The sequence below is a fragment of the Candidatus Leptovillus gracilis genome (assembly GCA_016716065.1).
In the GTDB taxonomy this organism is placed as follows: Bacteria; Chloroflexota; Anaerolineae; order Promineifilales; family Promineifilaceae; genus Leptovillus; species Leptovillus gracilis.
Genome location: JADJXA010000005.1, coordinates 21,343 through 42,222, shown reverse-complemented (window position 1 = coordinate 42,222; position 20,880 = coordinate 21,343). Strand labels below are relative to the sequence as shown.

Here is a 20,880-nt window from a genome sequence, read left to right as displayed (position 1 = left end):
CGGTTTGTCAGCATAAGGTGTGCCCAAGAGGACGCCCCTCGTGATCGTTCTCTGTACAATCCCCGCGTTTTTTCCAAAGCGTCGTTGGGCTATTCGTTAGCCGCCAAACAGCGCCACCGCATTTTTGTCTCGCAAAATGTGGACAAAATCTATACAACTGTGGTAATATAGGTGCTATAGATTGTCAGAAAAACATTTTGGCTGGTAGGGGCGACCCTTGTGTTCGCCCTCTGGCGAATGGGCGGGCACAAGGGTCGCCCCTACCCAAAATCATTATCTGAATGTCTATAATAAGCACAGAAGTCTGGCGCGTTCTTCAAAGAATTTCGACAGGCGATAAATCTTTGCAGATAACTCAGTACTGAGGAAAAGAGAAACCGTGACAAATGCGAATAAAACCCCTTCCTTTAATTTAAAAGCGGTCGTACAGGAAACCGGCGTCAAGCCAGATACGCTGCGCGCCTGGGAACGGCGTTATGGGTTGCCCCAGCCAGATCGCACACCCGGCCGTCATCGGCTCTATTCACAATACGATATAGACATGCTGAAATGGCTCCAGGAACGGCAAAATGAGGGGTTAAGCATCAGCCGGGCGGTGGACCTATGGCGGCAGCTAGAAACGGAGGGCGAGTCTCCATTTGAAACGTATAGCAGTGATGCTGAGGAACTGGCGCCGACGTCCTTCATCGGTGGTGAGTCAGTTAACCAGCTCCGCGAAGCATGGATCGCCGCCTGCCTGGTGTTCGATGAACAACAGGCAAGGCAAGTTCAGGCGCAGGCATTTGCCTTGTTTCCGCTGGAAACTGTCTGTTTTGAACTGATACAAAATGCTTTGGTGGCTATTGGCATTGGCTGGTACGAGGGACGGATTACAGTGCAGCAAGAGCATTTTGCCTCGGCCCTGGCGATTCGCCAGTTAGAGGCTTTGCTGAATGCCACACCCCCACCAAACAGACACGGCCGTATCATCATTGCCTGTGCCCCCGAAGAACAGCACACCTTTAGCGCCCTGCTGCTCACTTTACTCCTGCGTCAGCGCAGTTGGGATGTCATTTACCTGGGCGCCGACGTGCCGCCAGACCGGCTGGAGACCACTCTGGCCAGCATTCACCCCCAACTGCTCATCGTGACAGCCCAAACGCTGTACACGGCCAGCCGACTGCCAGACATTGCCGCCCTGGCCCGACAGAGCAGCACGGTGATGGCCTATGGTGGCGGTGTATTCACCGCCATTCCCGAGCTTATCCCGCATATACCGGCTTATTATCTGGGGCATGATCTGCGCGCCGCACCCCAGGTCGCGGAACAGGTCATGAGTGGTTCGCTGCCCCAACCTCATGCCCAACTGGCCTCGCCGGCTTACCAGGCGGCGCTCAAACATTTTGTCGAAAACCGGTCCGCCATGGAAGCCGACATCTTAGCAGCGATGGCGTCATTGAATATTCCAATTCATTTCCTGAAGAACGCCAATCGAGACCTGGGGGATAACATGCAGGCTGCGTTGAGTCTGGGCAGCATTAATTTGCTAGACGCCAACCTGGAATGGGTGCATGGTCTATTGATGAATTTTCATTATCGGATGCCAGAAGATACCATGAAACCATACATGGCCGCCTATCGCCAGGCGGTTGAAACACATTTGGACGAACGCGGACGGCCGTTGCGTGATTGGTTTACCAACATCCACGAAGCCATTCACCGTTAAGGGAATGACTGTGTTCAGTGTCGAGTGTCCAGTGTACTGAACACTGGACAACACAGTACCCAACCTGCCTTAACTAACTTAAAGAGGAATTGTTTTATGCGTATCATTATTACCGGGGGGACCGGCCTGATTGGCGGCGCGCTGGCGCAAAGTCTGGCCAAAGATGGTCACGAAGTGATTGTCTTAAGCCGCAATCCAGGCGGCCACAGCCTGCCAACTGGGGTGCGGGCGGCAAAATGGGATGGCAAAACGGCCGTCTCCTGGGGCCACCTCGCCGACGGCGCCGACGCCATCGTCAACCTGGCCGGTGAAAACCTGGCCGGCAGCGGTCTGCTGCCCTCTCGTTGGACGGCCGAACGCAAGCAGCGCATCCTGCAAAGCCGCCTGGACGCCGGCAAAGCGGTGGTCGAAGCCATCACCGCCGCCGCCCATAAACCGAAGGTGGTCATCCAATCATCGGGCGTAGATTATTACGGCGCGCTGACCGACCAGATCGTCACAGAAGCGTCGCCGCCAGGCAGAGATGGTTTTCTGGCAAATGTGACGATTGATTGGGAAGCCTCTACCACCGCCGTCTCCGCGCAGGGTGTGCGCCAGGTGGTCATTCGCAGCGGTGTGGTCTTTAGCGCCGAAGGTGGGCCGTTTCAGACGCTCGTTTTGCCCTTTAAGTTCTTTGCCGGTGGGCCGTTGGGCAGCGGCCGTCAATGGATGTCCTGGATTCACCTGGAAGACGAAGTGCGGGCAATTCGCTTTTTGCTGGAACGGGACACGGCCGTTGGCGCTTATAACCTGTGCGCTCCCCAACCACTCACATACCGAGAGATGGCCAAAGTGGTGGGCCGGGTGATGAAACGGCCGTCCTTCGTGCCTGCCCCTGCTTTTGCCCTGCGCCTGCTTCTGGGCGAAGTGGCCGACGTGGTGCTAAACGGCCGTCGCGCCCTGCCCCAACGCCTGCAAGAAGCCGGTTTCACCTTCTGCTACCCAGAGGCGCAAACGGCCGTACAAAACCTGCTCCGGAATTAACAAGGATGACAAGGTGACATCTGACAAGGTGATAAAAGTGTCAGATTATGACCGTTGCAAGGTTATCCTATCTTCACCCCACATGAACAAAACCCCTTTCCTCTGGCTGGGCGCAAACCGGGCGCGTAAATGGCCGGTCGGCGACAAGGTTCGGCTGCTGGACCACGCCGCCCAGGCCAGCCTGCCTGTGCCACCCGGCGCAGTTCTGCTGGACGAATTGTTTGGCCTGCTGTTGGATGCGGGTGTGATTGCCGTGCAAAATGGGTTGGTGACGGCCGTAGACGCCGACTGGCTCCATGAAACATTCTATGAAAGCGCCCGCTTTCCCCGGCTGGATACGCCGATGATTATGCGCGCCGCGTTTTCACTGGATGGCGCGGATCAACCCGGCGACCCTCTGTATGCGCCACAGCGCGCCATCCACCTTACCGACCCGGCGCAGCTTGCCGCTGGCTTGCAGCGCGTCTGGTCTCTGGCCGGCGCGCCGACCCACCTGCGGCGAGATGTGTTGGTGATGAAAATGGTAGCAGCAGAGATGTTGGGAACGGCCGTCACCGCGCTCCATTCCCAGGACCACATCACCTACCACCCCCCGGACGCCGCCCCAGAATCGCTCGACCTGGCCCAATTAGGCCGCTTTGCCCGCCCCGATCCGGGCCTGCCCCCCTTTGCCCAACGGCTGCAAATGCTGCTGCGCGGCGCGCGCCGCAGCTTCCCCACCGCCACCTGGCAGATAGATTGGCTGGATGACGGCCGTGTCTGTTGGCTCATCCAGGTCCACCCCTGCCCAAGATAGCCCCCTGGGAGCGCGGGCGTCACGCCCGCACTCTATTCGTGGGCGGCGTGGATGGCCCGTTCCTTGTGGCTGCCATTGACCGGCGGCGCGGGCATATCCACGCTGCCGCTTTTGTTTCCACGCTAAACGGCGGCCCATTGCTTTCCAGCAGAGCAATCGGCAGCACCTGGTCCAGGTGGCCCACCGGGATCAGCGTTAAATCCTGGCGCACCCGTTCCGGCAGGTCGGGGATGTCTTTGGCGTTGTCTTTGGGCAGCAGGACGGTATGGATGCCCGCCCGATGCGCGGCAATCACCTTTTCCTTCAACCCGCCAATCGCCAACACCTTACCGCGCAGCGTTACCTCGCCGGTCATGGCGATGTCGCGGCGCACCGGCCGCCGCGTAAAGGCAGAAATAATCGCCGTCGCCATGCCAATGCCGGCGCTGGGGCCATCTTTGGGCACGGCCCCTTCCGGCACGTGAATATGCAGGTTCACCTGGTCAAAAATTGCCGGTTCCAGACCCAGGCCGCGGGCGTTGGCCCGCGCATAGGTCAGGGCGGCCTGCGCCGATTCGCGCATCACGTCGCCCAGCGAGCCGGTCATGGTGATGCGGCCGGAGCCTTCGCTCAGGCTGACTTCAATGGACAGGGTGTCACCGCCAAAGGCGTTAACCGCCAGCCCGGTAACGACGCCGATTTCGTCCTGCTCTTCGGCCATGCCGTAGTGGAATTTATCGGGTCCCAGGAAGTCGGCGATGGTAACGGCCGTTACCACAAACGGCCCCGTCTCCCCACCGGCAATCTTCACCGCCAGCTTACGCACCACCGAGCCAATCAACCGCTCCAACTGACGCACGCCCGCTTCCCGCGTGTGGTGGCGCAGCATTTTCTGGAGGGCAGCATCCTCGATGGTAATGTCCACGTCGTGTAAGCCGTGGCCCACAAGCTGCTTCTTCAAAAGATAGCCCTGCGCAATGGCAATCTTTTCGTCTTCAATGTAACCCGGCATGGTGATGGTTTCCATGCGATCCAATAAGGGCGCGGGAATTGTGCCAAGTTGATTCGACGTGGTGATAAAAATCGTCTGGCTCAAATCAAAGGGCACTTCCAGATAATGGTCGCTGAAGCTGTGGTTTTGTTCCGGGTCCAGCACTTCCAGCAGCGCCGATGAGGGGTCGCCGCGCCAATCTGCGCCCACTTTGTCAATTTCGTCCAGCACAATCACCGGGTTGCGCGTGCCGGCGTCGCGCAGGGCGCGGATAATCCGCCCCGGCAGCGCGCCGATGTAGGTGCGCCGGTGGCCGCGAATCTCCGCTTCGTCGCGCACGCCGCCCAGGCTAATGCGAATCATTTCCCGCCCCATCGCCCGCGCCACCGAGGTAGCGATGGACGTTTTGCCAACGCCAGGCGGGCCATTCAGATTCAGGATGGCGCCGCGCATGTTGGTCCCGGCCAATTTGCGCACGGCCACGTACTCCACGATGCGCTCTTTCACGTCGTCCAGGCCGTAATGGTCGGCGTCTAGCACGGCGCGCACGTGGCGAATGTCCAGGTTGTCTTCGGTGGTTTTGTTCCAGGGCAGTTCCACCAGCCACTCCAGATAGGTGCGAATCACGCTGGCTTCGGCCGACTGTTGGCCCTGGTATTCCAGGCGCTGCAGCTCTTTATGGGCACGTTCGGCCACGTTTGGCGGCATTTCAGCCGCTTCGATCTTCTGGCGCAGCTGCTCGACCAGGTCTTCACCTTCTTCGCCCAATTCTTTGCGAATGGCGCGCATTTGTTCGCGCAGCACATATTCCCGTTGTGCTTTGTCGGTGCTGGCGCGGGCGTCTTGTTGGATTTTTTTGCGGATTTCGGTGATGCGCAGCTCTTGTTCCAGATATTCGGTGACGATGAGCAGCCGCTCGCCGCCGTCCAGGGTAAGCAGAAGTTGGAGTTCTGTTTCAAAGGGCAGGTTGATGAGTCCGGCGATGTAATCGGACAGGTCACCGGCGGTTGCTTTGTTGCGGGTGACGCTCATCACCTGCTGGTTGGCTTCACCCAGGGCTTCGGCATATTGCTCCAGATAGGCGATGGCTTTGTTGACCAGAAGAGGGTCATCGGTGTCGCGTTGGTCGGTTATTTCGCTGTAGGCGCCGACCAGGTAAGGTTCGGTGGCTTCCAGGTGATGGAAGCGCACGCGCCGGTGCAGTTCGACGAGCATTTGCACGCCGATGTGGGGCGCGCGCAGTACGTCGCGCACGGTTGCCAGCACGCCGATGGGGGCCAGGTCTTTGTCGTTGGGGTTTTCCAGTTCAGCGTCGTGCTGGACGAGGATGAGGAGGTCGCCGCCCTGGTCTACGGCCGTTTGCGCTGCCGCCAACGAATTCCGCCGACCAATCGAAATGGTGGTGGTGATACCCGGGAATACCGCGCCGCCTCTTAGCGGGACGACCGGTATTGATTTTGTTTTATTTTTCGCTCGTTCGGTCATGAACCTGTTCCTTTGCCTTGTAGGCAGAGTCATGTTAGCGTCTGAAAGTAGTATGTCTTTCAATGACGCAGGCAACAATAGCCCATTGGTATTCTGACCGGTTTGTATAAATAAGGTGATAGTCCTATATCAGAAATGTGTAAACATTTGGGCAGCAGGCGGCGTCTGACGCCCCATCCCAACCTACTTCAATTCTTCGGCGCGGCGGCCGATGCGGCGCAGGGAGATGAATATGGCCGCCAAACCGTGTATTGAGCGCAAAAACTTGCGCTTCGGGCACGATGATCCGGTCGCCCGCCACAATGGGCCGACCAGTTGTCGCGCCTGACCGGAACATTTCTGACTTTCTTGCCAATGCCTTGACCTCGTCTAAACGCCCAGCGCGATTTGTCCCATCGCCTGACAACGTTTTGCTTGCAATCTGCCTGACCTTCATTCACAATTGTACCGTAATTGAGGTAAATCTCATGCCCAAACGGCCGTTTCATACCATTCAAACCTTTGTTCCTTTGTCATCCATTCTCCCTCAGGAGGACCCATGCCAATGTTCCGCTTCGCCAGTATCGCAACCATGATCCTGATTTTGCTGACCCCATCGGTTTTCGCGCAGGACAGCGAGCCATCTCCCATCCTCATCACCGAGGTGTATTACAACACGCCCGGCGATGATAGCCGGGAAGAATGGCTGGAACTTGCCAATGTGGGCACGGCCGTTATTGATCTGTCTGACTACAAAATTGGCGACGAGGAGACGGTTGGCGGCAGTGAAGGCATGGCCCGCTTCCCCGAAGGCGCCAGCATTGCTCCCGGCCAGGCATTGGTGGTGGCGCAAACGGCCGTTGGCTTTCGCGCCCTCTTCGGCCACAACCCGGACTTTGAAATTCAGGACACCGACCCCACAGTGCCCAACATGCGCACCTTCCTGGTGTGGGCCAGCGGCGGCCTGGCCCTGGCCAACGATGGCGATGAGGTGCTGCTGGTGCAAAAAACGGCCGTGCGCGACAGCCTGAACTATGGCAGCAGCACCACCTTCTTCCGGCCGGCCATCGCCGGCGTCTTCACCGGCCACAGCATCGAGCGCGTGCCTGCCGACTGCGACACCAACAGCGCCGCCGATTGGCTGCCCCGCGAAACCCCCACCCCCGGCCAACTTACCTTCGACGGCGACTGCCTGGACCCGGCGGTTTTAGCCGCGCAGCAAAGCCTGCCATCCATTGGTCAGATTCAGGGGAGCGGCGAATTTTCGCCCTATATCAACCAAATCGTCACCTTTCGCGGCGTTGTCACCGGCGCTTACGCCGACCGCAACACCAAAGGGACCACCTATTACACCCTGTTTGTCCAAGACGCCCCCGGCGACGAAGACGGCGACCCGGCCACATCCGACGGCATCGCCTTGTTTTTGGGGCGGCAGCGGCCGTCGGCGCAAATAGGCGATCTGGTGCGCGTTACCGGCCAGGTGACGGAATTCTTCGGCCTGACAGAACTGGCCGACACCAACCTGGAAATCACCATCGAAGCCAGCGGCCACGCCCTGCCCGCGCCCATCGCCCTGGACCCACCGGCCGAAAACGACGCCCTGGCTGCCTACTATGAACCATTGGAAGGAATGCGGGTGATGGTGGCAGGCGCGGCGCAGGTGACGGGTCCCACGTTTAGCGGCTGTGGCTTTGCCGTCAGCCGGCCGGAACACGCCGCCCGCCTGGTGCGCCAACAGACCGCCGACGGTATTGGCCGCATCATCCCCATCCTGCACACCACAGACGTAGACTGCGCCGGTTTCCCAGACGTAAAAACCGGCGACAGCGTGAGCGGGTTGGTTGGCCCGCTGATTTACCATTTTGACCAGTTCAAGCTGGTCCACCAGACGCCAGACGATTTGCAGGTAACGGCCGTGCCCTTCCCCCCGCTGCCCACTCCGCCCCAACCCGGTCCACAGCAGTTCAATGTCGCCACCATCAACCTGGAAAACCACTTCGATGCCCTGGACGACACTGGCGACGACGCCGAACCCAAACCCAGCCCGGCCGAAATCGGCATCAAGCAGGCCAAACTGGCGTCAGCCATCGGCCAGACGCTGGGCTGCCCGACGTTGGTTGGCATTCAGGAAGTGGAAAAGGCCAGCCTGTTGGACGGTCTGGCCCAGGAATTGGCGGCCACCTGCGGCTTTCTCTACGATGTGACCCATCGGGAAAGCCCGGACGCGCGTGGCATAGACCTGGCCCTGTTAAGCAACCCTAACCGGGCGCAGGTACAGGCCGCCCACCTGCGCCAGACCTGCACAGACATCAAAACGGGCATAGCAGATGCGACGGCCGTTTGCCCCACCGGCCAATCCCCACTGTTCTCCCGCCCGCCGTTGCAGGTTGATTTGCTCATAGATGGGCAGCCGCTTACCGTTTATGTCAATCATTTCAAATCCAAGTTGGGCGGCGAAGCGGAAACGGAGCCGCAGCGGTTGGCCCACGCCGCCCATGTCCATGCCCTGGCAGCGGCGCAGTTGGCCGCCGACCCGGCGGCGCGGCTGATTGTGTTGGGGGATTTTAATGATTATGAGCTTTCGCCGACGCTGCAAACACTGACGGCCGACGGCCGTCTTGTCAACCTCCTGGCGCAAGTTCCCCTGCCGGAACGATACAGCTACGTCTACGGCGGCGCGGCGCAGTTGATTGATGGCCTGCTGGTTTCCCCGGCGCTGGTGGAAATGATGACGGCCGTTACCATCCAGCACGTCAACGCCGACTTCCCAGACAGCCTGGGCCACGACCTCAGCCCGACCGGACTGTCGTATAAATCTACCGACCACGACCTGCCGCTGGCGCTGTTTGGGCCACAGACCACAGAAAAAACGTCCTCCCATTGGTTTTGGCTGTGGGCGATTGGCGGCGTAGGCGCGGTGATGCTGCTGGCCGCTCTGGTAGCGCGCCGCCGCCAAGATAGGTAAAATCGCCTGGTGGATCAGAAAAAGAACGTCCTCATTTTAGAAACAGACCGCAACTTTGCCCTGCGGCTGGCGAAAGCCTTAAAAGAGCTGGAACCCACGCGGGTCAGCCTGACGCCGGCCGTGCGCGAGGCGGCGCTGCATCTGGTGCAGCAGCCGCAAGACCTGGCTTTTATCCCCCTGGCCGCCGATGATCAGATTGTGCGTTCGCTGCGGGCGGTGCAGCCAGACCTGCGGCTTATCCTCCTTACGCCCACGCCAGACGTGGCTGTGCCCGATTTTTACTCCGGCCAGGTGCAGGCGGTGTTAATCAAATCCCTGCTGAGCGTGGATTTGCCCTCGGTGTTGAAGCAGGCGAGCAGCCAATCGTTTCACAGCCCTGGTAGTGAAGTGGCAGCAAACCAGACCGGCGCGCCGGATACGGCCGTGCTGTTAGCCGCTTTGCAGCAGGCGCAGTTGGGCCAGCTTTTGCAAACGGTGATTTTTGCCCAGGGGACCCAGGTTTTGGCCCATTGGGGCACGTTAAATGATACGGAAGTAGCCAATGTGGCGCTGCACACCGGGCGCGAGTGGCTTCAGGAAGGGTATAAATCGCGCGTGCAGTTTCTCCATCTGCCGCCTCGCGCCGGGGAGTGGCTTCTGTACACCATTTGCCTGGACGATGCCTATTTGCTGACGATGGTCGCCGCCCCAGAGATGCCCCTGGCGGAACTGCGCCGTCAGACCGGGCAGTTGAGCAGCCATCTGCTTAACGCGCTGCAAGGGATTACGTCCTTTGCGACGGCCGCCGAAACGCCGGCCACCGAGGATTCCGCCGACCACAAATCTTACGCCATCGTGTGGCGGCCGGTGGTAAACCTGCCACCGGCTTTGCACATCCCGCTGCGCCGCGCTCTGGAGCGGTTGGCGACGGTGAATGGCTGCCGTTTGCGGCATACGGCCGTGCAGCCAGAATTGGTGCATCTGGTCGTCGTTTGCCCGCCGGGGCGAGACAGCGCCTGGGCGGCTTATCTGTTCAAAAATGGGGCCGAAGAAATTATCCAGCAGGAGTATGGCGTGGCCGCCAACTTGTGGGAAACGGGCTACTACGCCGCCGAATCGGCCGAACCGCTGACCGACGCCGAGCTAAACATCTTCCTGGAACGCGACGCCTGAATTACCAGCAAACGCGCCGGGGCGTAAACACCCCGGCAAAAAACAACGCCGGGTAAACCCGGCTGTAAAAGATGGTTAGCCCCGTTTACGGGGTGTTGTTTTTTAGCCTGGGGCTTTAGCCTCAGGCTCAGGCCCCGGTGAACAGCAGCAGCAGGAACCAGCCCACGGCCCCAGCCAGCACCACCAGCAGCGCAATCAACAACAGTTCCAGGTTAGACAAACCCGCGCCGGGTGAACTGGTCTTGGGCGCGAAGGGGTCGTTGGTCTCCGGCGACCAGGGTGTTGTCTGGCTGTCGGGTTTGTAGGGGGTAGATTGTGGGGGGAAGGATGGGCGGGAAACGGCCGTACCCACCGCTGGTTGTGCGCCGACTGTCGCCGCGATAATATCGGCGATTTGCGCGTAATGGCGGCGCTGCAGCCCAAACGTAAAGGCAAAAACAGCCGCCATGAACAGCAAGAAAAGCCAGGGTACTCCGGCGACCAAAACAAAAAACAGGATCAGAAACGGAAAGACCAGGTAGAAACTGTACAGGTAGCCGGTGATGGTCATACGGCCGTGTCCCGGTTCCAACCGCACCAGCCCTTGTAGTGGGTTGCGTGTGCCAAAGCGATGGCGAAAGGCGAGTTCCGTTGGACTAAGGGCGCGAAAAACCACACCTGGCCGCCACCAGGTGCGTGGCAAACTTGTTTCCAGGTGCGGGATTTGCGCCGCCAGGTCCAAATCGGCGGGTACGGTATAACTGCGGCGCAGCAGTGGAATGCCATACCGAAAGTAAACCGGCGCCCAAAACGAGGATAAGAGAAATTCGCTGATAGCCAGGACAAATATCACCGCAAAGAGCAGCGGGAAAACGAGGGAGAACCAGGTTTCAGTCATGGGTTATGGTTAAGGGTTGTCCGTTAAGGGTTCGTTTGCAATTAACTTTGGAGTTTCCAGATTGGACCAATCTTGGAGATTGGTCCAATCTCACCAGGTTAAAAACATTTGAACCCTAAGACTCGAAATCTACGGCCGCTGATGTTTCAGATACGGCCCGCATATACGCCAGCACCGGCAGGTGTTCTGGATGCGTTCGATACGCCTCCAACCCGGCCAGGTCATCAAAGCGGGCGATCAGCGCCAGGTCATAGGCGCGGGCCGAGGGTATGACGTTTTGACCCACTTCCAGGCTGCGCAGCGAGGGGACATTGCCCGCCAGAGCGTGAATCTTCTCTATCGCGCGTTGAATACTGGCATCGCTGCCGTCTTCCAATTTGAACATCACCACATGGGTAATCATCCTGACCTCCTGAGGGATTTCGGATTTCCGATTTTGGATTGCAGCGCCAGACTGTTTGGGCGCTAATCTTCAATCTTCACCTGCATTGTATCGTAGGCGAAGCGCAGCGGATAGCCCTGGGTCTGCAATTGGGCTTCCAGGCGCAGCAAATCGTCGTAGCCCAGGCCGTCTGGCTCTTCGATGTGGGTCATGATGGCCTGCCGCGGCTGAATCTGACGCAGCATGTCCAACGTTTGGCGGAAGGTGGCCTCGCTTTGCAGCACCGGATGGTCGGCGGGGATGATGCGCTCGCCGGTCCAAACGTTAAATTCCACAATGCCCATGGGCACGACCGCCAGGTCTACGCCCTGCGTAAAGGTGGGCGGCTGCCAACCGAACAGTTCATCCGGGCAAATGAGGACGCGACGGCCGTCACCTTCAAACAAAAACGCATATACATACGCCTCGGCCACCGGGAAGGGGGTGATTTGCCAGCCGTTCAGATGAACTGGTTCCCCTTCGGTCAAGTGGTGGACCCGAACGGCCCCCATCTGCTGCATGTAGGCGAAGTTTTCGCGCAGGCCGAGTTGGGTGGCGAAATCGGCGGCCACCTGCGGCGGCAGATAAATATCGGTGGGGCGGTTGTGGCGCGGCCAATGCCGCCAATCTATGTTCATCTCCCAGATGCGGCGGCCGGCGGTATGGTCTGGGTGCCAGTGGGAGTAGATGCAAGCCGGGATGTGGCCTATGCGCGCCCGGTTCAACTGCTCGTTAATTTGCTCGGAGGTGTCTATAAGAATATCTGGGCCGTGGACGAGGATGGCCGGACCAGAGCGGCTGTAGGGCACGCCTTTGGCGCGGGCTTGCTCGCATATGGGGCAAAAGCATCCGGCGCGGGGGGTGGTAAAGGCTCCGCCGCTGCCTAAAAATTCAACCTGCATAGTTCCTCCGCTCTCGCTCTTTTCCAGGATGATGAACGGCCGTTTCCCTGCGATCATCCCCTCAAATTCTTGTACTGGCGCAAATCCTTGCTGCGTCCAGACGCGCAGCGCCCGCCGATTAAACGCGGCGATAGTGACGCGCAGCACGTCTGGCTGGAAAGTTTGCTGCGCGAAATGGATGACGGCCGTCACAAACTCCCGACCCAATCCCTGCCCCGTCAGGTCTGGCCGCATACCAAAGCCAATGTCCAGGGCGATACGGCCGTAATCGCCGCCAGGAACCTGCGCATCCTCGCCAAAGGTGCAAAATGCCAGCACCCTGCCCCACTCATCGGTCAGGGCATGGCAGCCGATGGCCGGGTCCAGAAAGTAATTGGCCGCCGCTTCCACCAGGTTGGCATCGTCTGGGTCGGTCACCATGTTATAGATGTCATAGGGTGGCGCATAGCGCCAACGCACAAATTGGCGGGCGGCGGCAATTGTGGCCGGACCAAAGGATTCGTTCAATCGTGTCTATTGCCTCACCAATCGGTACACCACCCCGATGAGAACCAACGTGAGCAGCAGGAAGAAACCGGCCAGCAGACCGTAAACCAGCGCCGTCTGCGGGAAAATCAGACGGCCGTTCAACGCATCTGCCTGCACCAATCCCTCTTGCAGCGATTGGCCCAGTCCTAACTGCACCCGAACCCACAGCCCATACAGGCCAAAAAAGGCCAACAGCAAGGCCACCAACGCCAGTAAAACTTTGATGATTTTGCGCCGCATTGTTACAACCAGCGCCGCCGCCGGATGTACCAAAACATCCCAAACGGCAGCAGCAGCATCGTCACCAGCATTAAGAAAAACGAGACCCAGCCAGTCCAGACATCGGTGTTCACCGTCGGCGCAAAAAAGTTCATGCCAAAAAAGCCGGTGATGAACGTGAGGGGCAAGAACAACGCGGTGACAATTGCCATTGTTTTCATTACATTGTTCATGCGGTTGTTGACAATGGACAGGTACGTGCTGAGGGAGTAGGTAGACAACTCACGCAGGCTGTCCATCAGATCATACAGCCGTATCATGTGGTCGTAAATATCGCTAAAAAAGACTTGTGCCTCCAGGTCAATGACCGCATGATGGTTACGGCTGAGCGAGTTGAACACGGCGCGCTGCGGCCCAATGGTGCGCCGCATTTGCAGCACGCGCCGTTTTTGGATGAACAACTGCTCCAGCGTTTCATGGTCCGGGTTGTTGAAGATTTCGTCTTCAATTGCTTCCAGCTCTTCTTCGATTTTTTCAACGGCCGTAATATGCTCATTCATCAGCTCGTCGGCCAGCCGGTAGAGCAGGCGGGAAATGCCATATTTGCGAATGCGGCCATCCGTCTGGCTGGCCGCCCACACCCGTTCCAGCGGCGCAATCGCCTGTTGATGATAGGTCACCAGGTAACTGCGCCCCACAAATATATCCACCTCTGGCAGATGGATGTCCAAATTGTCCGGCGGGTTGTATTGGATGGCGTGCAGCACAATGTACAAATAATCGCCCCAATCATCCAACTTGGGCGCGTGGGTCTCGTTCAGGGCGTCGTCTATGGCCAGCGGATGAAAGTGGAAAATATCGTGCAAAACAGCTTCACTTTCGGCCGGCGATTCGCCCCACATATCCAGCCACATCATCCCCTGACCAGATTGCAGCACGGCCGTTACCTCGGCCAACGTCAGCCCTGTTTCACAAATTGCCTGTTCCTGACAATGCAAAACCCGAATCATCTTCTTATACCTGCCTGCTGTTGAATAAAGTCGGCAATCAGCCGATGGGCGATGCTCAGCGCCGGGGGATAGGGTGGCAAATTATCTGCCGAATACCAGCCGGCGTCTACCAATTCTGTCTCTTCCAGGCGCAGGTCGCCGCCCGCATACTCGGCCGTAAAGGCGATCATCAATGAATTGGGGAAAGGCCAGGGCTGGCTGCCAAAGTAACGAATGTTTTTCACCGTCAGCCCCACCTCTTCGCCCACTTCGCGGCGCACACACGTTTCCAACGTTTCACCCGGCTCCACAAACCCGGCCAGCACACTGTACATGGGAATTTTCGCCCGTCGGTTGCGCGCCAGGAGAATTTCAGGACGGCCGTTTGCCCCCTCCCGCGTCACCCGGACAATCATCGCCGGCGACAGGCGTGGGTAACTGGTATGCTGGCAGTTGGGACACTGCTTCACCCGCTCGTTGGGCGCGGTGTGCGTGGGCGCGCCACAGCGCCCACAAAATTGATGCGTGCGGTCCCAATCCACCAACTGCACCGCCCGCCCCGCCAGCCAGATAGACGCCTCAGCCAATCGGCCAAACAGACGGCGCAAGTCCAGCAGCGCCATGCCCGGCGGCAGGGCCGGCGAATCGGCTGTCGCTATCAGTTCAGCGGCGAAACAGTGGGTACGGGCAGCATCTTGCAGATAGCCAAAATAATGCTGCCGCGTCACCATAAAGTCCGCCAGATTCAATGACGCCGGATTCACCACACAAGGCAGCCGCGCCGCGCCCGACGCCTCGTCCAGAAAGACCAGCATGTCGAACCGGTGAAACAAAAACCAGAGAGCTGGCCTGGCCTGGTTATCTGGCGGGGTGATAGCGGCGACAAAATTCTCGTTCATGGCGAGGGGTATGGGCTGGGCGAAGGTGTGGGCGTGCTGGTTGAACCGCCTGGCGTTGGGACAGGATACCCAGGGCTGGTGGGCAGCGGCGGCAGCGTTGGTGCGGGTGTGCCGCCGGTGGCTGGCAGCGTGGCCGTAGCCCCGCCGGGCGGCGTCACCGTGGGGAAGCCTGGTGGCAGATTGGTGGGCGTAACCAACGGCGTTACCGAGGGGAACACGGTCCCTGGTCCGGCCGTAGCTGTGGCGGTCACGCCGATAGGTGTACCAACCAGGGCCGGCGTAGTCGTCGCCAGTGGTGTTATGAGGATGGTTGGGTCCGGCGTTGGTGTGGCGTTCACCTCGGTTGGCCCGCCGTCTGTGGGCGTGGGCGTCACCGTATCGTCGCCGATGAGTTCTGGCGCGCCGGTTGGTTGCAGCGTTGCTCTAAAATTGGGCAGCGGATTGGGCGCGATAATCCGCTCGACGCTCAGATACCAGGCAGTGCCGCGCGGCGCGCCTTTGCCACAACCCAACGGCCCATCATACAAACGCCAGATACCTTCCACCGTCAGGCTGAGGCCATCGGGCATATTGCGCAGCAGCGATTCAAAACCGATGGCGTTGAGTTGTAATGCCTCAGCCACCAATGACCATTGGAACAGAGGACCGTTGTGCGGACGGCACATTAGCGGCGTCAGGCGTTGGTAATCGCCGGTGACGCGCAGGCGTTGATCGCGGTACGCTTCGGGAGCAGCGTTTAGATCGGTGAAGGAAACGAGGGCGGCGTCCCCTACAACGGTTAATTCACCCGACACGCGCGTGGGGCGGAACGGCTTTAAACCCTGGGCTTCGCCCGCACCGGGCAGGACAAAGGCCAACACCAGGATGAGCAGCAGCAAGGCCAGCAGGGGCAATAGCCACCACAAACGGCGATTTTGACGCAAAAAAGCGAGCGCGGCATTCTCCTGACTCATCGAATCGTTAGCTTTTCGTTAGCTTTGGTAGGGTTGGCCCGCGGTGTTGTACCCACCACTCGACCATTAAAATCAATACGGCCATGAGTAACAGCCAGGGCCACCATTCGCGCTGGCCTACGTTGCTTTCGGCCGGCGCTTCGGCGGCTACTTGCCCAATTTGCAGCGCGGCAGTTGGTTGAATGGTCGATTCGGCCGGGCTAAACAGGTTGACGGCAAAGCTGCCGGCCGGCCGCGTCCCGTTATCGTCGCGCAAATTCACCCGATAAAGGCCCAATTGGCCGGTTTCTGTGAAGATAGTGGCTTCCTCGCCAGGCACGGCCGTCCAGATGCTGCCATCCGGTTTTTCCACCAGAACGGCCGTTGTGGTGGCCGCCGGAGAAATTGTCACCGGGTCGCCTGGCTGCAAGCCGGTTGGGGCGTCGAAGGCGCGTCCAGGGCTGAGCCAGCCAGTAATATTAGCCATTAAAATGGGAAAAGCAATTTGCAGCGGCAGGTCAGAGTCGCGCAAGTCGAAGGTGATCAGGCCAATGCGCCGCCCATTTTGCTCGCCGGTCAGGATGAGCGGGCCGCCTGGGGCTTCCACCAACGGCCGTGCCCAGACCGCCTCTACCCTTTGCGCCTGCCGCACGCTGACATCCCGCCAATCCACAAATTGCAGCAGCGGCGAATCGGCCAGCCGGATAGCCACCGTGTCCGAAAAAGCGCCGGTGACGCTGAACAAATCCCCCCCGCTGCCGGCGGGCGGATTGATGATCAGCAGATCCGCCTTGGGTAGTGGGTCGGGCAAGGGCACGCCATCAAAGACAATCAGGTCAAAATCCTCCTGGGTCAGGTCGCTGCCGGGCGCGGCTTTGAATGCTTCGATGCCTGGCAGCACGCTAAAAACTTGCTCCAAGAAGAGGTTGCCCTCGGTGACGAGCAGAGCGCGGTTGGTGACGCCGCCTTCGTGGACGGCATAAGCCACGTCGTCCAACGGCAAATTGTCGCCATCGTGGTCGGAAAGGCGTGCGTTGATAACGGCCGTCCCCTCCGGCAAATCCCAGGTGAGATTGGCGCTGCTCCCGGCCGGCACGTTCACGCGGCGCGAATCGTACAGCGCGCCATCCAGCGCCAACGTCAGCAGCGCCGGACGGTCTGCCAAACCGTGATTGGTGACGCTGGCGAACAACTGCGGACCGGCGGCCGTGGCGCGGGTGGCCAGGGCGGAAATTGCCAGATTCTCACCGCTGGCGCCGATGGGCAGATAAATGGGCGCGGTGGGCAGTGGCGGCAGGTCGCTGGGCAGGCCGCCATCGGAAATGATGACAATACGGCCGTCCTGAAAGCCTTGCGCCGCGCCGGAAGCCAGGGCCAGAGCAGAGGGCCAGTCGGACGGGCCGTATTCTGGCCGGGCGCTGTCCAGGGCGCGGCGCAGAGCGGTTTTGTCGCCGCTGGCGCTTGCCAGGACGACAGGCGTCTGCCCGACCTGGATGAGGGTCATCTGGCTGCCGCCGCCGAGGTCGTTGATCAGGTTGGCGGTTTCGGCCTGGGCGGTGGCGAAGCGGTTCGGGGCGACGTCGGTGGCTTGCATGGAGGCAGAGGCGTCCAGCAGGACGACGGTGTTGCCGGTGATGACTGAGGGGACGGGCAGAAACGGCCGTGCCAGGGCCAGCGCCAACGCCGCCAGAATTAGCAGCTGCAAGATGAGCAGCAGGTTGCGGCGCAGCTTCTGCCAGGGGGCGTTGGCTTCGCGGTCGCGCAGCAGCCTTTGCCAGAGCAGGGTGCTGCTGACGGCCACTTCGCGCCGCCGCAGGCGCAGCATGTACATGACGATGATGGGCGCGGCCAGCAGGCCGAGGAGGAGGAAGGCAGGGGTTAAGAAGGACAAGCTGTTATTCCCAAACAACCAGACCTTGTGAATCGAGCGCTGCCCACATCTGAGGAATTTGCAGCCTGTTTGCGTTGATGACTTGCTTCACTGTTTCCACTGTCTTACCTCGTGACTGTTTATCCATAGGGTAGCCTGGATTATAACATAACTTGAAGAGGCGCTTACGGGTTCTGGGCAGGTTCTAACCACCACCTACTGACCTATTATTAAGAAAAACTTGATAAAAATTGACACCGGTCCGCTTTATTGCTAGAATCTGCATACTAATTCCTATGTAACAAGGATGGGTCAAGACATGGACGACGTTTTAGAACAAACAACCACAATTAATCTGACGGATACGGCCGTTGCCGTCGTTCGTAAGCTTCTCGTAGAAAAGAACGTACCCGATTATGGGCTGCGCGTTTTTGTGTCTGGTGGCGGCTGCTCCGGCCTGCAATATGGCATGGCCCTGGAAGCCGAGGCGCGTCCCTATGACAATGTCATCGAAAAAGATGGCGTGAAGGTTTTTATCGATCCCACCAGCATGATGTATATGGCGGATGCCACCATTGATTACGAAGACAGCATCATGGGCGGCGGCTTCAAAATTGATAATCCCAACGCCGTCTCGGCCTGTGGTTGTGGCACGTCCTTCAAAACAAAAGACAGCGCCGGCGCGGCCGGTGGTGGTTGCAGCAGCTGCGGCTAATGTCGCTCGCTGGCTGTAGAAGATGATTCACACAACGGGGCGCATTGAGTCGCCCCGTTTTTGTTAGGGTTAGAGTTGTCACTTCCTTAAGATGTGACAACTCTATTTTAAGAGAGACAACGTGTCGGCAAAATACTTCACGGTTGCTGAGGCCAACGCGCTTCTAACCATTATTGAGCCACTGATGGCGCAGCTTCTGGAAAAAAGAGCCAGAGTTGTCAGCCTGTATCAACGCCACGAACCGCTGTTTTCTGACCTGCGTGTAGACGTGGGTGGTCGCATTCCGGCGCAAATGACCCAGGATTTTGCGGCCATCGGCGCATTGATCGAGCAGTTGCAGCAGATGGGCTGTGTTGTCAAAGACATCAACGTCGGATTGCTAGATTTCTTGTGTGACCGTAACGGCCGTGACGTGTACCTTTGTTGGCGCTACGGCGAGCCAGAAGTGTCTTACTACCACGATCTACATACCGGCTTCAACGACCGTCATCACGTCTGAGGCCACTCTTTCCCCTTATCCGCCACAAATCACCCCGCGCCGCCATTCAATTCAGCTTATTGTCGCCGCCTGGCAGCAACCGTCACCAGCGCCAAAACGACCAGCAATCCACCCAAACCAACGGCCAACAGCGGCCAGAATGCGCGGGTGGGCAAAGTCGGCGCTGTTTTGGGCTGCGGTGGCTCGTTGGGCGTCGGCGCTGCGTCGGCCGGATTAACCTCTGCGGCGAGTGATGGGCTGGGAGCCGCCGGTTGTTCGCTCACGACGGCCGTTGCGTTGAACTCAGATTGCCGCAGCGCCTCAGCGGCGGGTGTAGGCATCGCCGTTGGCATGGGCGGCGCAATCGTCGCAGACATGGTAGCCGCAGGCAAAGCCAGCGCATCTCCCGCCGCGCCCATCTCTTCCGCTGGCGTTTCTGGCGGGTTTTCTGTGATGGCAAACGCTGCGGACTCTTCGGCGGCCATACTGCCAGAATCGGCGGCTTCGGAAACGGCCGTATCCGCCGCCAGCGCTTCTTCAATCCGGGCCGAGTCGGCTGCTGCTTCTGGCGCAGCAGCCAATTCACCTTCCATTGACGAGGCTGCTTCCTGAGCCATTGGCGCGGGCGAAGCTATGCCGGCCGTTCCATTAAACGAAAACAGGCTGGCCGCCAAAGCGACGACAAAAAAGACGGCCGTCAGAGCGGTAGCCCCACGCAGCACAGGGTACGCCCGCACCAACGGCTCGCGGCGCGGCGGACCATAAGCGGCCGGGTCCAGCGTAAAACTACGCGGTACAGAGCGCTGCGGCATAGCCTGCATCTGCCGACGAATCTGCTGCTGCAATTCCAATTCCCGACGCAAATCGGCATCCATCGCCAGCAGCCGCTCGAATTCCTGGCGACGACGGGCAGACAGGGCATCATCCAGATAGGCGCTGAGCGCTTCCTGTCGTCTGTCCTGTTCCGATTTGGTGAGATTACGTACAAAGTTAAACATGATAGTTGGCAGATGTAAGGCGATTGACGATTGGTCCTGAGCTTGCCGAAGGATGGGCTGTTAGCTGTTGTTGATCTGTAAACGATATTCGGCGGGTAATAGTTCCGCAAAACCCTGAAGGCAGTCGCGCAGCTTGGTGCGGGCGCGACTGAGGCGCGACTTCACCGTGCCCAGGGATGATGCGGTGATGTCGGCGATTTCGTTGTAATCGTAGCCTTCTACGTCGCGGAGTACGGCCGTAATCCGTTGGTCCTCCGGCAAATCACCCAGGCAGTGTTCGATAGCCCGCATCATCTCCAGGCGCTGCTGCTGCGCTTCTGGCCCTTCCTCCGGGCTGCGCAAGAAGGCAAATGAATCATTCTCTTCTGTCAGCTCATCCAGCGAAGATTGCGGCCGCCGTTTGTAACGGCGCAGCTCATCGTAACAGGCGTTGGTGGCAATGCGCAGCAGCCACGCCTTAAAATTGCCGCCGCGAAAGCGATTGAGCGCCTGATAAGCGGAGATAAACGCCTCTTGCGTCATATCCTCCGCCCCCTGCGGTTCGCCCATGATGCGGTAGACAACGTTATAAACCAGGCTTTGATATTGCAAAACCAGCCGGTTATAAGCGCTCACGTCCCCGTTTTGGGCCTGCCTGATGAGTACAGCTTCGTCCATTGCGCGATTGTTGGTTCGTTCGTCAGTTGGCCGGTTGGTTTGCCGGGTGGCAAACCAACCAACAAACCAACTTTAAATGACAGGCGCATACGCCATTTACTGTTTTTGACAGAATTTTCTGCTTGCTCTATACTCCCGTCCGTGTCCAATTTTGGACCTTGCCGAAGTGGCGGAACAGGCAGACGCGCACGACTCAAAATCGTGTTCCCTCGGGAGTGTGGGTTCGATTCCCACCTTCGGCACCAAATCTAGACCGCAGCGGATTATAAGCGCCGGGGCAGAGCCGGGCAAATGGCAAAAGCAGGCTACCAGGACAAGGT

At 59.1% G+C, this 20,880-nt stretch carries 18 protein-coding genes and 1 tRNA gene; 8 read left to right on the top strand and 11 right to left on the bottom strand.

The window, feature by feature from the left end:
- The first annotated feature begins 379 nt into the window (after positions 1–379).
- The 3 genes from IPM39_14780 (at position 380) to IPM39_14770 (ending at position 3,524) form a co-directional block, all read left to right on the top strand.
- Positions 380–1,705 carry a MerR family transcriptional regulator gene (locus IPM39_14780; GenBank protein MBK8987317.1) on the top strand — a complete coding sequence of 442 codons (1,326 nt, stop codon included), beginning with the start codon at positions 380–382 and terminating at the stop codon, positions 1,703–1,705.
- Between the two features lie 96 nt (positions 1,706–1,801).
- Positions 1,802–2,728: a TIGR01777 family protein gene (locus tag IPM39_14775; protein MBK8987316.1), complete on the top strand. Its 927-nt coding sequence runs from the start codon at positions 1,802–1,804 to the stop codon at positions 2,726–2,728.
- Positions 2,729–2,765: 37 nt separating this feature from the next.
- Positions 2,766–3,524 (top strand): hypothetical protein, encoded by a 759-nt coding sequence (locus tag IPM39_14770; protein MBK8987315.1) that lies wholly within the window; start codon positions 2,766–2,768, stop codon positions 3,522–3,524.
- Between the two features lie 19 nt (positions 3,525–3,543).
- Here IPM39_14770 and lon read toward each other — a convergent pair whose 3' ends face one another.
- Positions 3,544–5,979, bottom strand: coding sequence for an endopeptidase La (gene lon / locus IPM39_14765; GenBank protein MBK8987314.1), 2,436 nt, complete (start codon positions 5,977–5,979; stop codon positions 3,544–3,546).
- Positions 5,980–6,517: 538 nt separating this feature from the next.
- Between lon and IPM39_14760 the strand changes: the two genes are divergently transcribed.
- Both IPM39_14760 and IPM39_14755 read left to right on the top strand, forming a co-directional pair.
- Positions 6,518–8,923, top strand: a complete 2,406-nt coding sequence (locus IPM39_14760; protein MBK8987313.1) for a lamin tail domain-containing protein — start codon at positions 6,518–6,520, stop codon at positions 8,921–8,923.
- A gap of 9 nt (positions 8,924–8,932) precedes the next feature.
- The gene (locus tag IPM39_14755; GenBank protein MBK8987312.1) at positions 8,933–10,075 is read left to right on the top strand and encodes a hypothetical protein; all 1,143 of its coding nucleotides are present in this window, start codon (positions 8,933–8,935) and stop codon (positions 10,073–10,075) included.
- A 127-nt stretch (positions 10,076–10,202) separates the two neighbouring features.
- Here the strand turns inward: IPM39_14755 and IPM39_14750 are convergent, their stop codons facing one another.
- From IPM39_14750 to IPM39_14715, 8 genes are all read right to left on the bottom strand, one after another.
- The gene (locus IPM39_14750) at positions 10,203–10,952 is read right to left on the bottom strand and encodes a hypothetical protein (GenBank protein ID MBK8987311.1); all 750 of its coding nucleotides are present in this window, start codon (positions 10,950–10,952) and stop codon (positions 10,203–10,205) included.
- A 115-nt stretch (positions 10,953–11,067) separates the two neighbouring features.
- On the bottom strand, positions 11,068–11,355 hold the full coding sequence (locus IPM39_14745) for a Dabb family protein (GenBank protein MBK8987310.1): 288 nt from the start codon (positions 11,353–11,355) through the stop codon (positions 11,068–11,070).
- Positions 11,356–11,417: 62 nt separating this feature from the next.
- Positions 11,418–12,782, bottom strand: a complete 1,365-nt coding sequence (locus IPM39_14740; protein ID MBK8987309.1) for a GNAT family N-acetyltransferase — start codon at positions 12,780–12,782, stop codon at positions 11,418–11,420.
- A 6-nt stretch (positions 12,783–12,788) separates the two neighbouring features.
- A complete protein-coding gene (locus IPM39_14735; protein MBK8987308.1) occupies positions 12,789–13,043 on the bottom strand; it encodes a hypothetical protein in 255 nt (84 codons plus the stop codon).
- A 2-nt stretch (positions 13,044–13,045) separates the two neighbouring features.
- Complete coding sequence (corA, locus tag IPM39_14730) at positions 13,046–14,032, bottom strand: magnesium/cobalt transporter CorA (GenBank protein MBK8987307.1); 987 nt, start codon at positions 14,030–14,032, stop codon at positions 13,046–13,048.
- On the bottom strand, positions 14,029–14,910 hold the full coding sequence (gene nudC, locus IPM39_14725) for an NAD(+) diphosphatase (protein ID MBK8987306.1): 882 nt from the start codon (positions 14,908–14,910) through the stop codon (positions 14,029–14,031). The genes corA and nudC overlap by 4 nt, the downstream gene beginning before the upstream one ends.
- Entirely contained in the window at positions 14,907–15,863 is a 957-nt protein-coding gene (locus tag IPM39_14720; GenBank protein MBK8987305.1) for a hypothetical protein, read from the bottom strand. Before IPM39_14720 ends, nudC begins: the two co-directional genes overlap by 4 nt.
- Positions 15,864–15,870: 7 nt before the next feature.
- Positions 15,871–17,733, bottom strand: coding sequence for a VWA domain-containing protein (locus IPM39_14715; GenBank protein MBK8987304.1), 1,863 nt, complete (start codon positions 17,731–17,733; stop codon positions 15,871–15,873).
- A 298-nt stretch (positions 17,734–18,031) separates the two neighbouring features.
- On the opposite strand from IPM39_14715, the gene erpA reads away from it, so the two are divergent.
- Positions 18,032–18,427 carry an iron-sulfur cluster insertion protein ErpA gene (erpA, locus tag IPM39_14710; protein MBK8987303.1) on the top strand — a complete coding sequence of 132 codons (396 nt, stop codon included), beginning with the start codon at positions 18,032–18,034 and terminating at the stop codon, positions 18,425–18,427.
- 121 nt (positions 18,428–18,548) lie between these two features.
- Complete coding sequence (locus IPM39_14705) at positions 18,549–18,926, top strand: DUF2203 domain-containing protein (protein ID MBK8987302.1); 378 nt, start codon at positions 18,549–18,551, stop codon at positions 18,924–18,926.
- Positions 18,927–18,982: 56 nt separating this feature from the next.
- Here the strand turns inward: IPM39_14705 and IPM39_14700 are convergent, their stop codons facing one another.
- Entirely contained in the window at positions 18,983–19,903 is a 921-nt protein-coding gene (locus IPM39_14700; protein ID MBK8987301.1) for a zf-HC2 domain-containing protein, read from the bottom strand.
- Between the two features lie 60 nt (positions 19,904–19,963).
- Positions 19,964–20,560 carry a sigma-70 family RNA polymerase sigma factor gene (locus IPM39_14695; protein ID MBK8987300.1) on the bottom strand — a complete coding sequence of 199 codons (597 nt, stop codon included), beginning with the start codon at positions 20,558–20,560 and terminating at the stop codon, positions 19,964–19,966.
- Between the two features lie 160 nt (positions 20,561–20,720).
- On the opposite strand from IPM39_14695, the gene IPM39_14690 reads away from it, so the two are divergent.
- Positions 20,721–20,805, top strand: a tRNA-Leu gene (locus tag IPM39_14690).
- The last annotated feature ends 75 nt before the right edge of the window (positions 20,806–20,880 follow it).

Bases quoted from the DNA above. Each gene is read 5' to 3' on its own strand.
- IPM39_14750 (MBK8987311.1), bottom strand. From the start codon at position 10,952: ATGACTGAAACCTGGTTCTCCCTCGTTTTCCCGCTGCTCTTTGCGGTG.
- erpA (MBK8987303.1), top strand. From the start codon at position 18,032: ATGGACGACGTTTTAGAACAAACAACCACAATTAATCTGACGGATACG.
- nudC (MBK8987306.1), bottom strand. From the start codon at position 14,910: ATGAACGAGAATTTTGTCGCCGCTATCACCCCGCCAGATAACCAGGCC.
- lon (MBK8987314.1), bottom strand. From the start codon at position 5,979: ATGACCGAACGAGCGAAAAATAAAACAAAATCAATACCGGTCGTCCCG.
- IPM39_14775 (MBK8987316.1), top strand. From the start codon at position 1,802: ATGCGTATCATTATTACCGGGGGGACCGGCCTGATTGGCGGCGCGCTG.
- IPM39_14735 (MBK8987308.1), bottom strand. From the start codon at position 13,043: ATGCGGCGCAAAATCATCAAAGTTTTACTGGCGTTGGTGGCCTTGCTG.
- IPM39_14695 (MBK8987300.1), bottom strand. From the start codon at position 20,560: ATGGACGAAGCTGTACTCATCAGGCAGGCCCAAAACGGGGACGTGAGC.
- corA (MBK8987307.1), bottom strand. From the start codon at position 14,032: ATGATTCGGGTTTTGCATTGTCAGGAACAGGCAATTTGTGAAACAGGG.
- IPM39_14760 (MBK8987313.1), top strand. From the start codon at position 6,518: ATGCCAATGTTCCGCTTCGCCAGTATCGCAACCATGATCCTGATTTTG.
- IPM39_14745 (MBK8987310.1), bottom strand. From the start codon at position 11,355: ATGATTACCCATGTGGTGATGTTCAAATTGGAAGACGGCAGCGATGCC.
- IPM39_14720 (MBK8987305.1), bottom strand. From the start codon at position 15,863: ATGAGTCAGGAGAATGCCGCGCTCGCTTTTTTGCGTCAAAATCGCCGT.
- IPM39_14700 (MBK8987301.1), bottom strand. From the start codon at position 19,903: ATGTTTAACTTTGTACGTAATCTCACCAAATCGGAACAGGACAGACGA.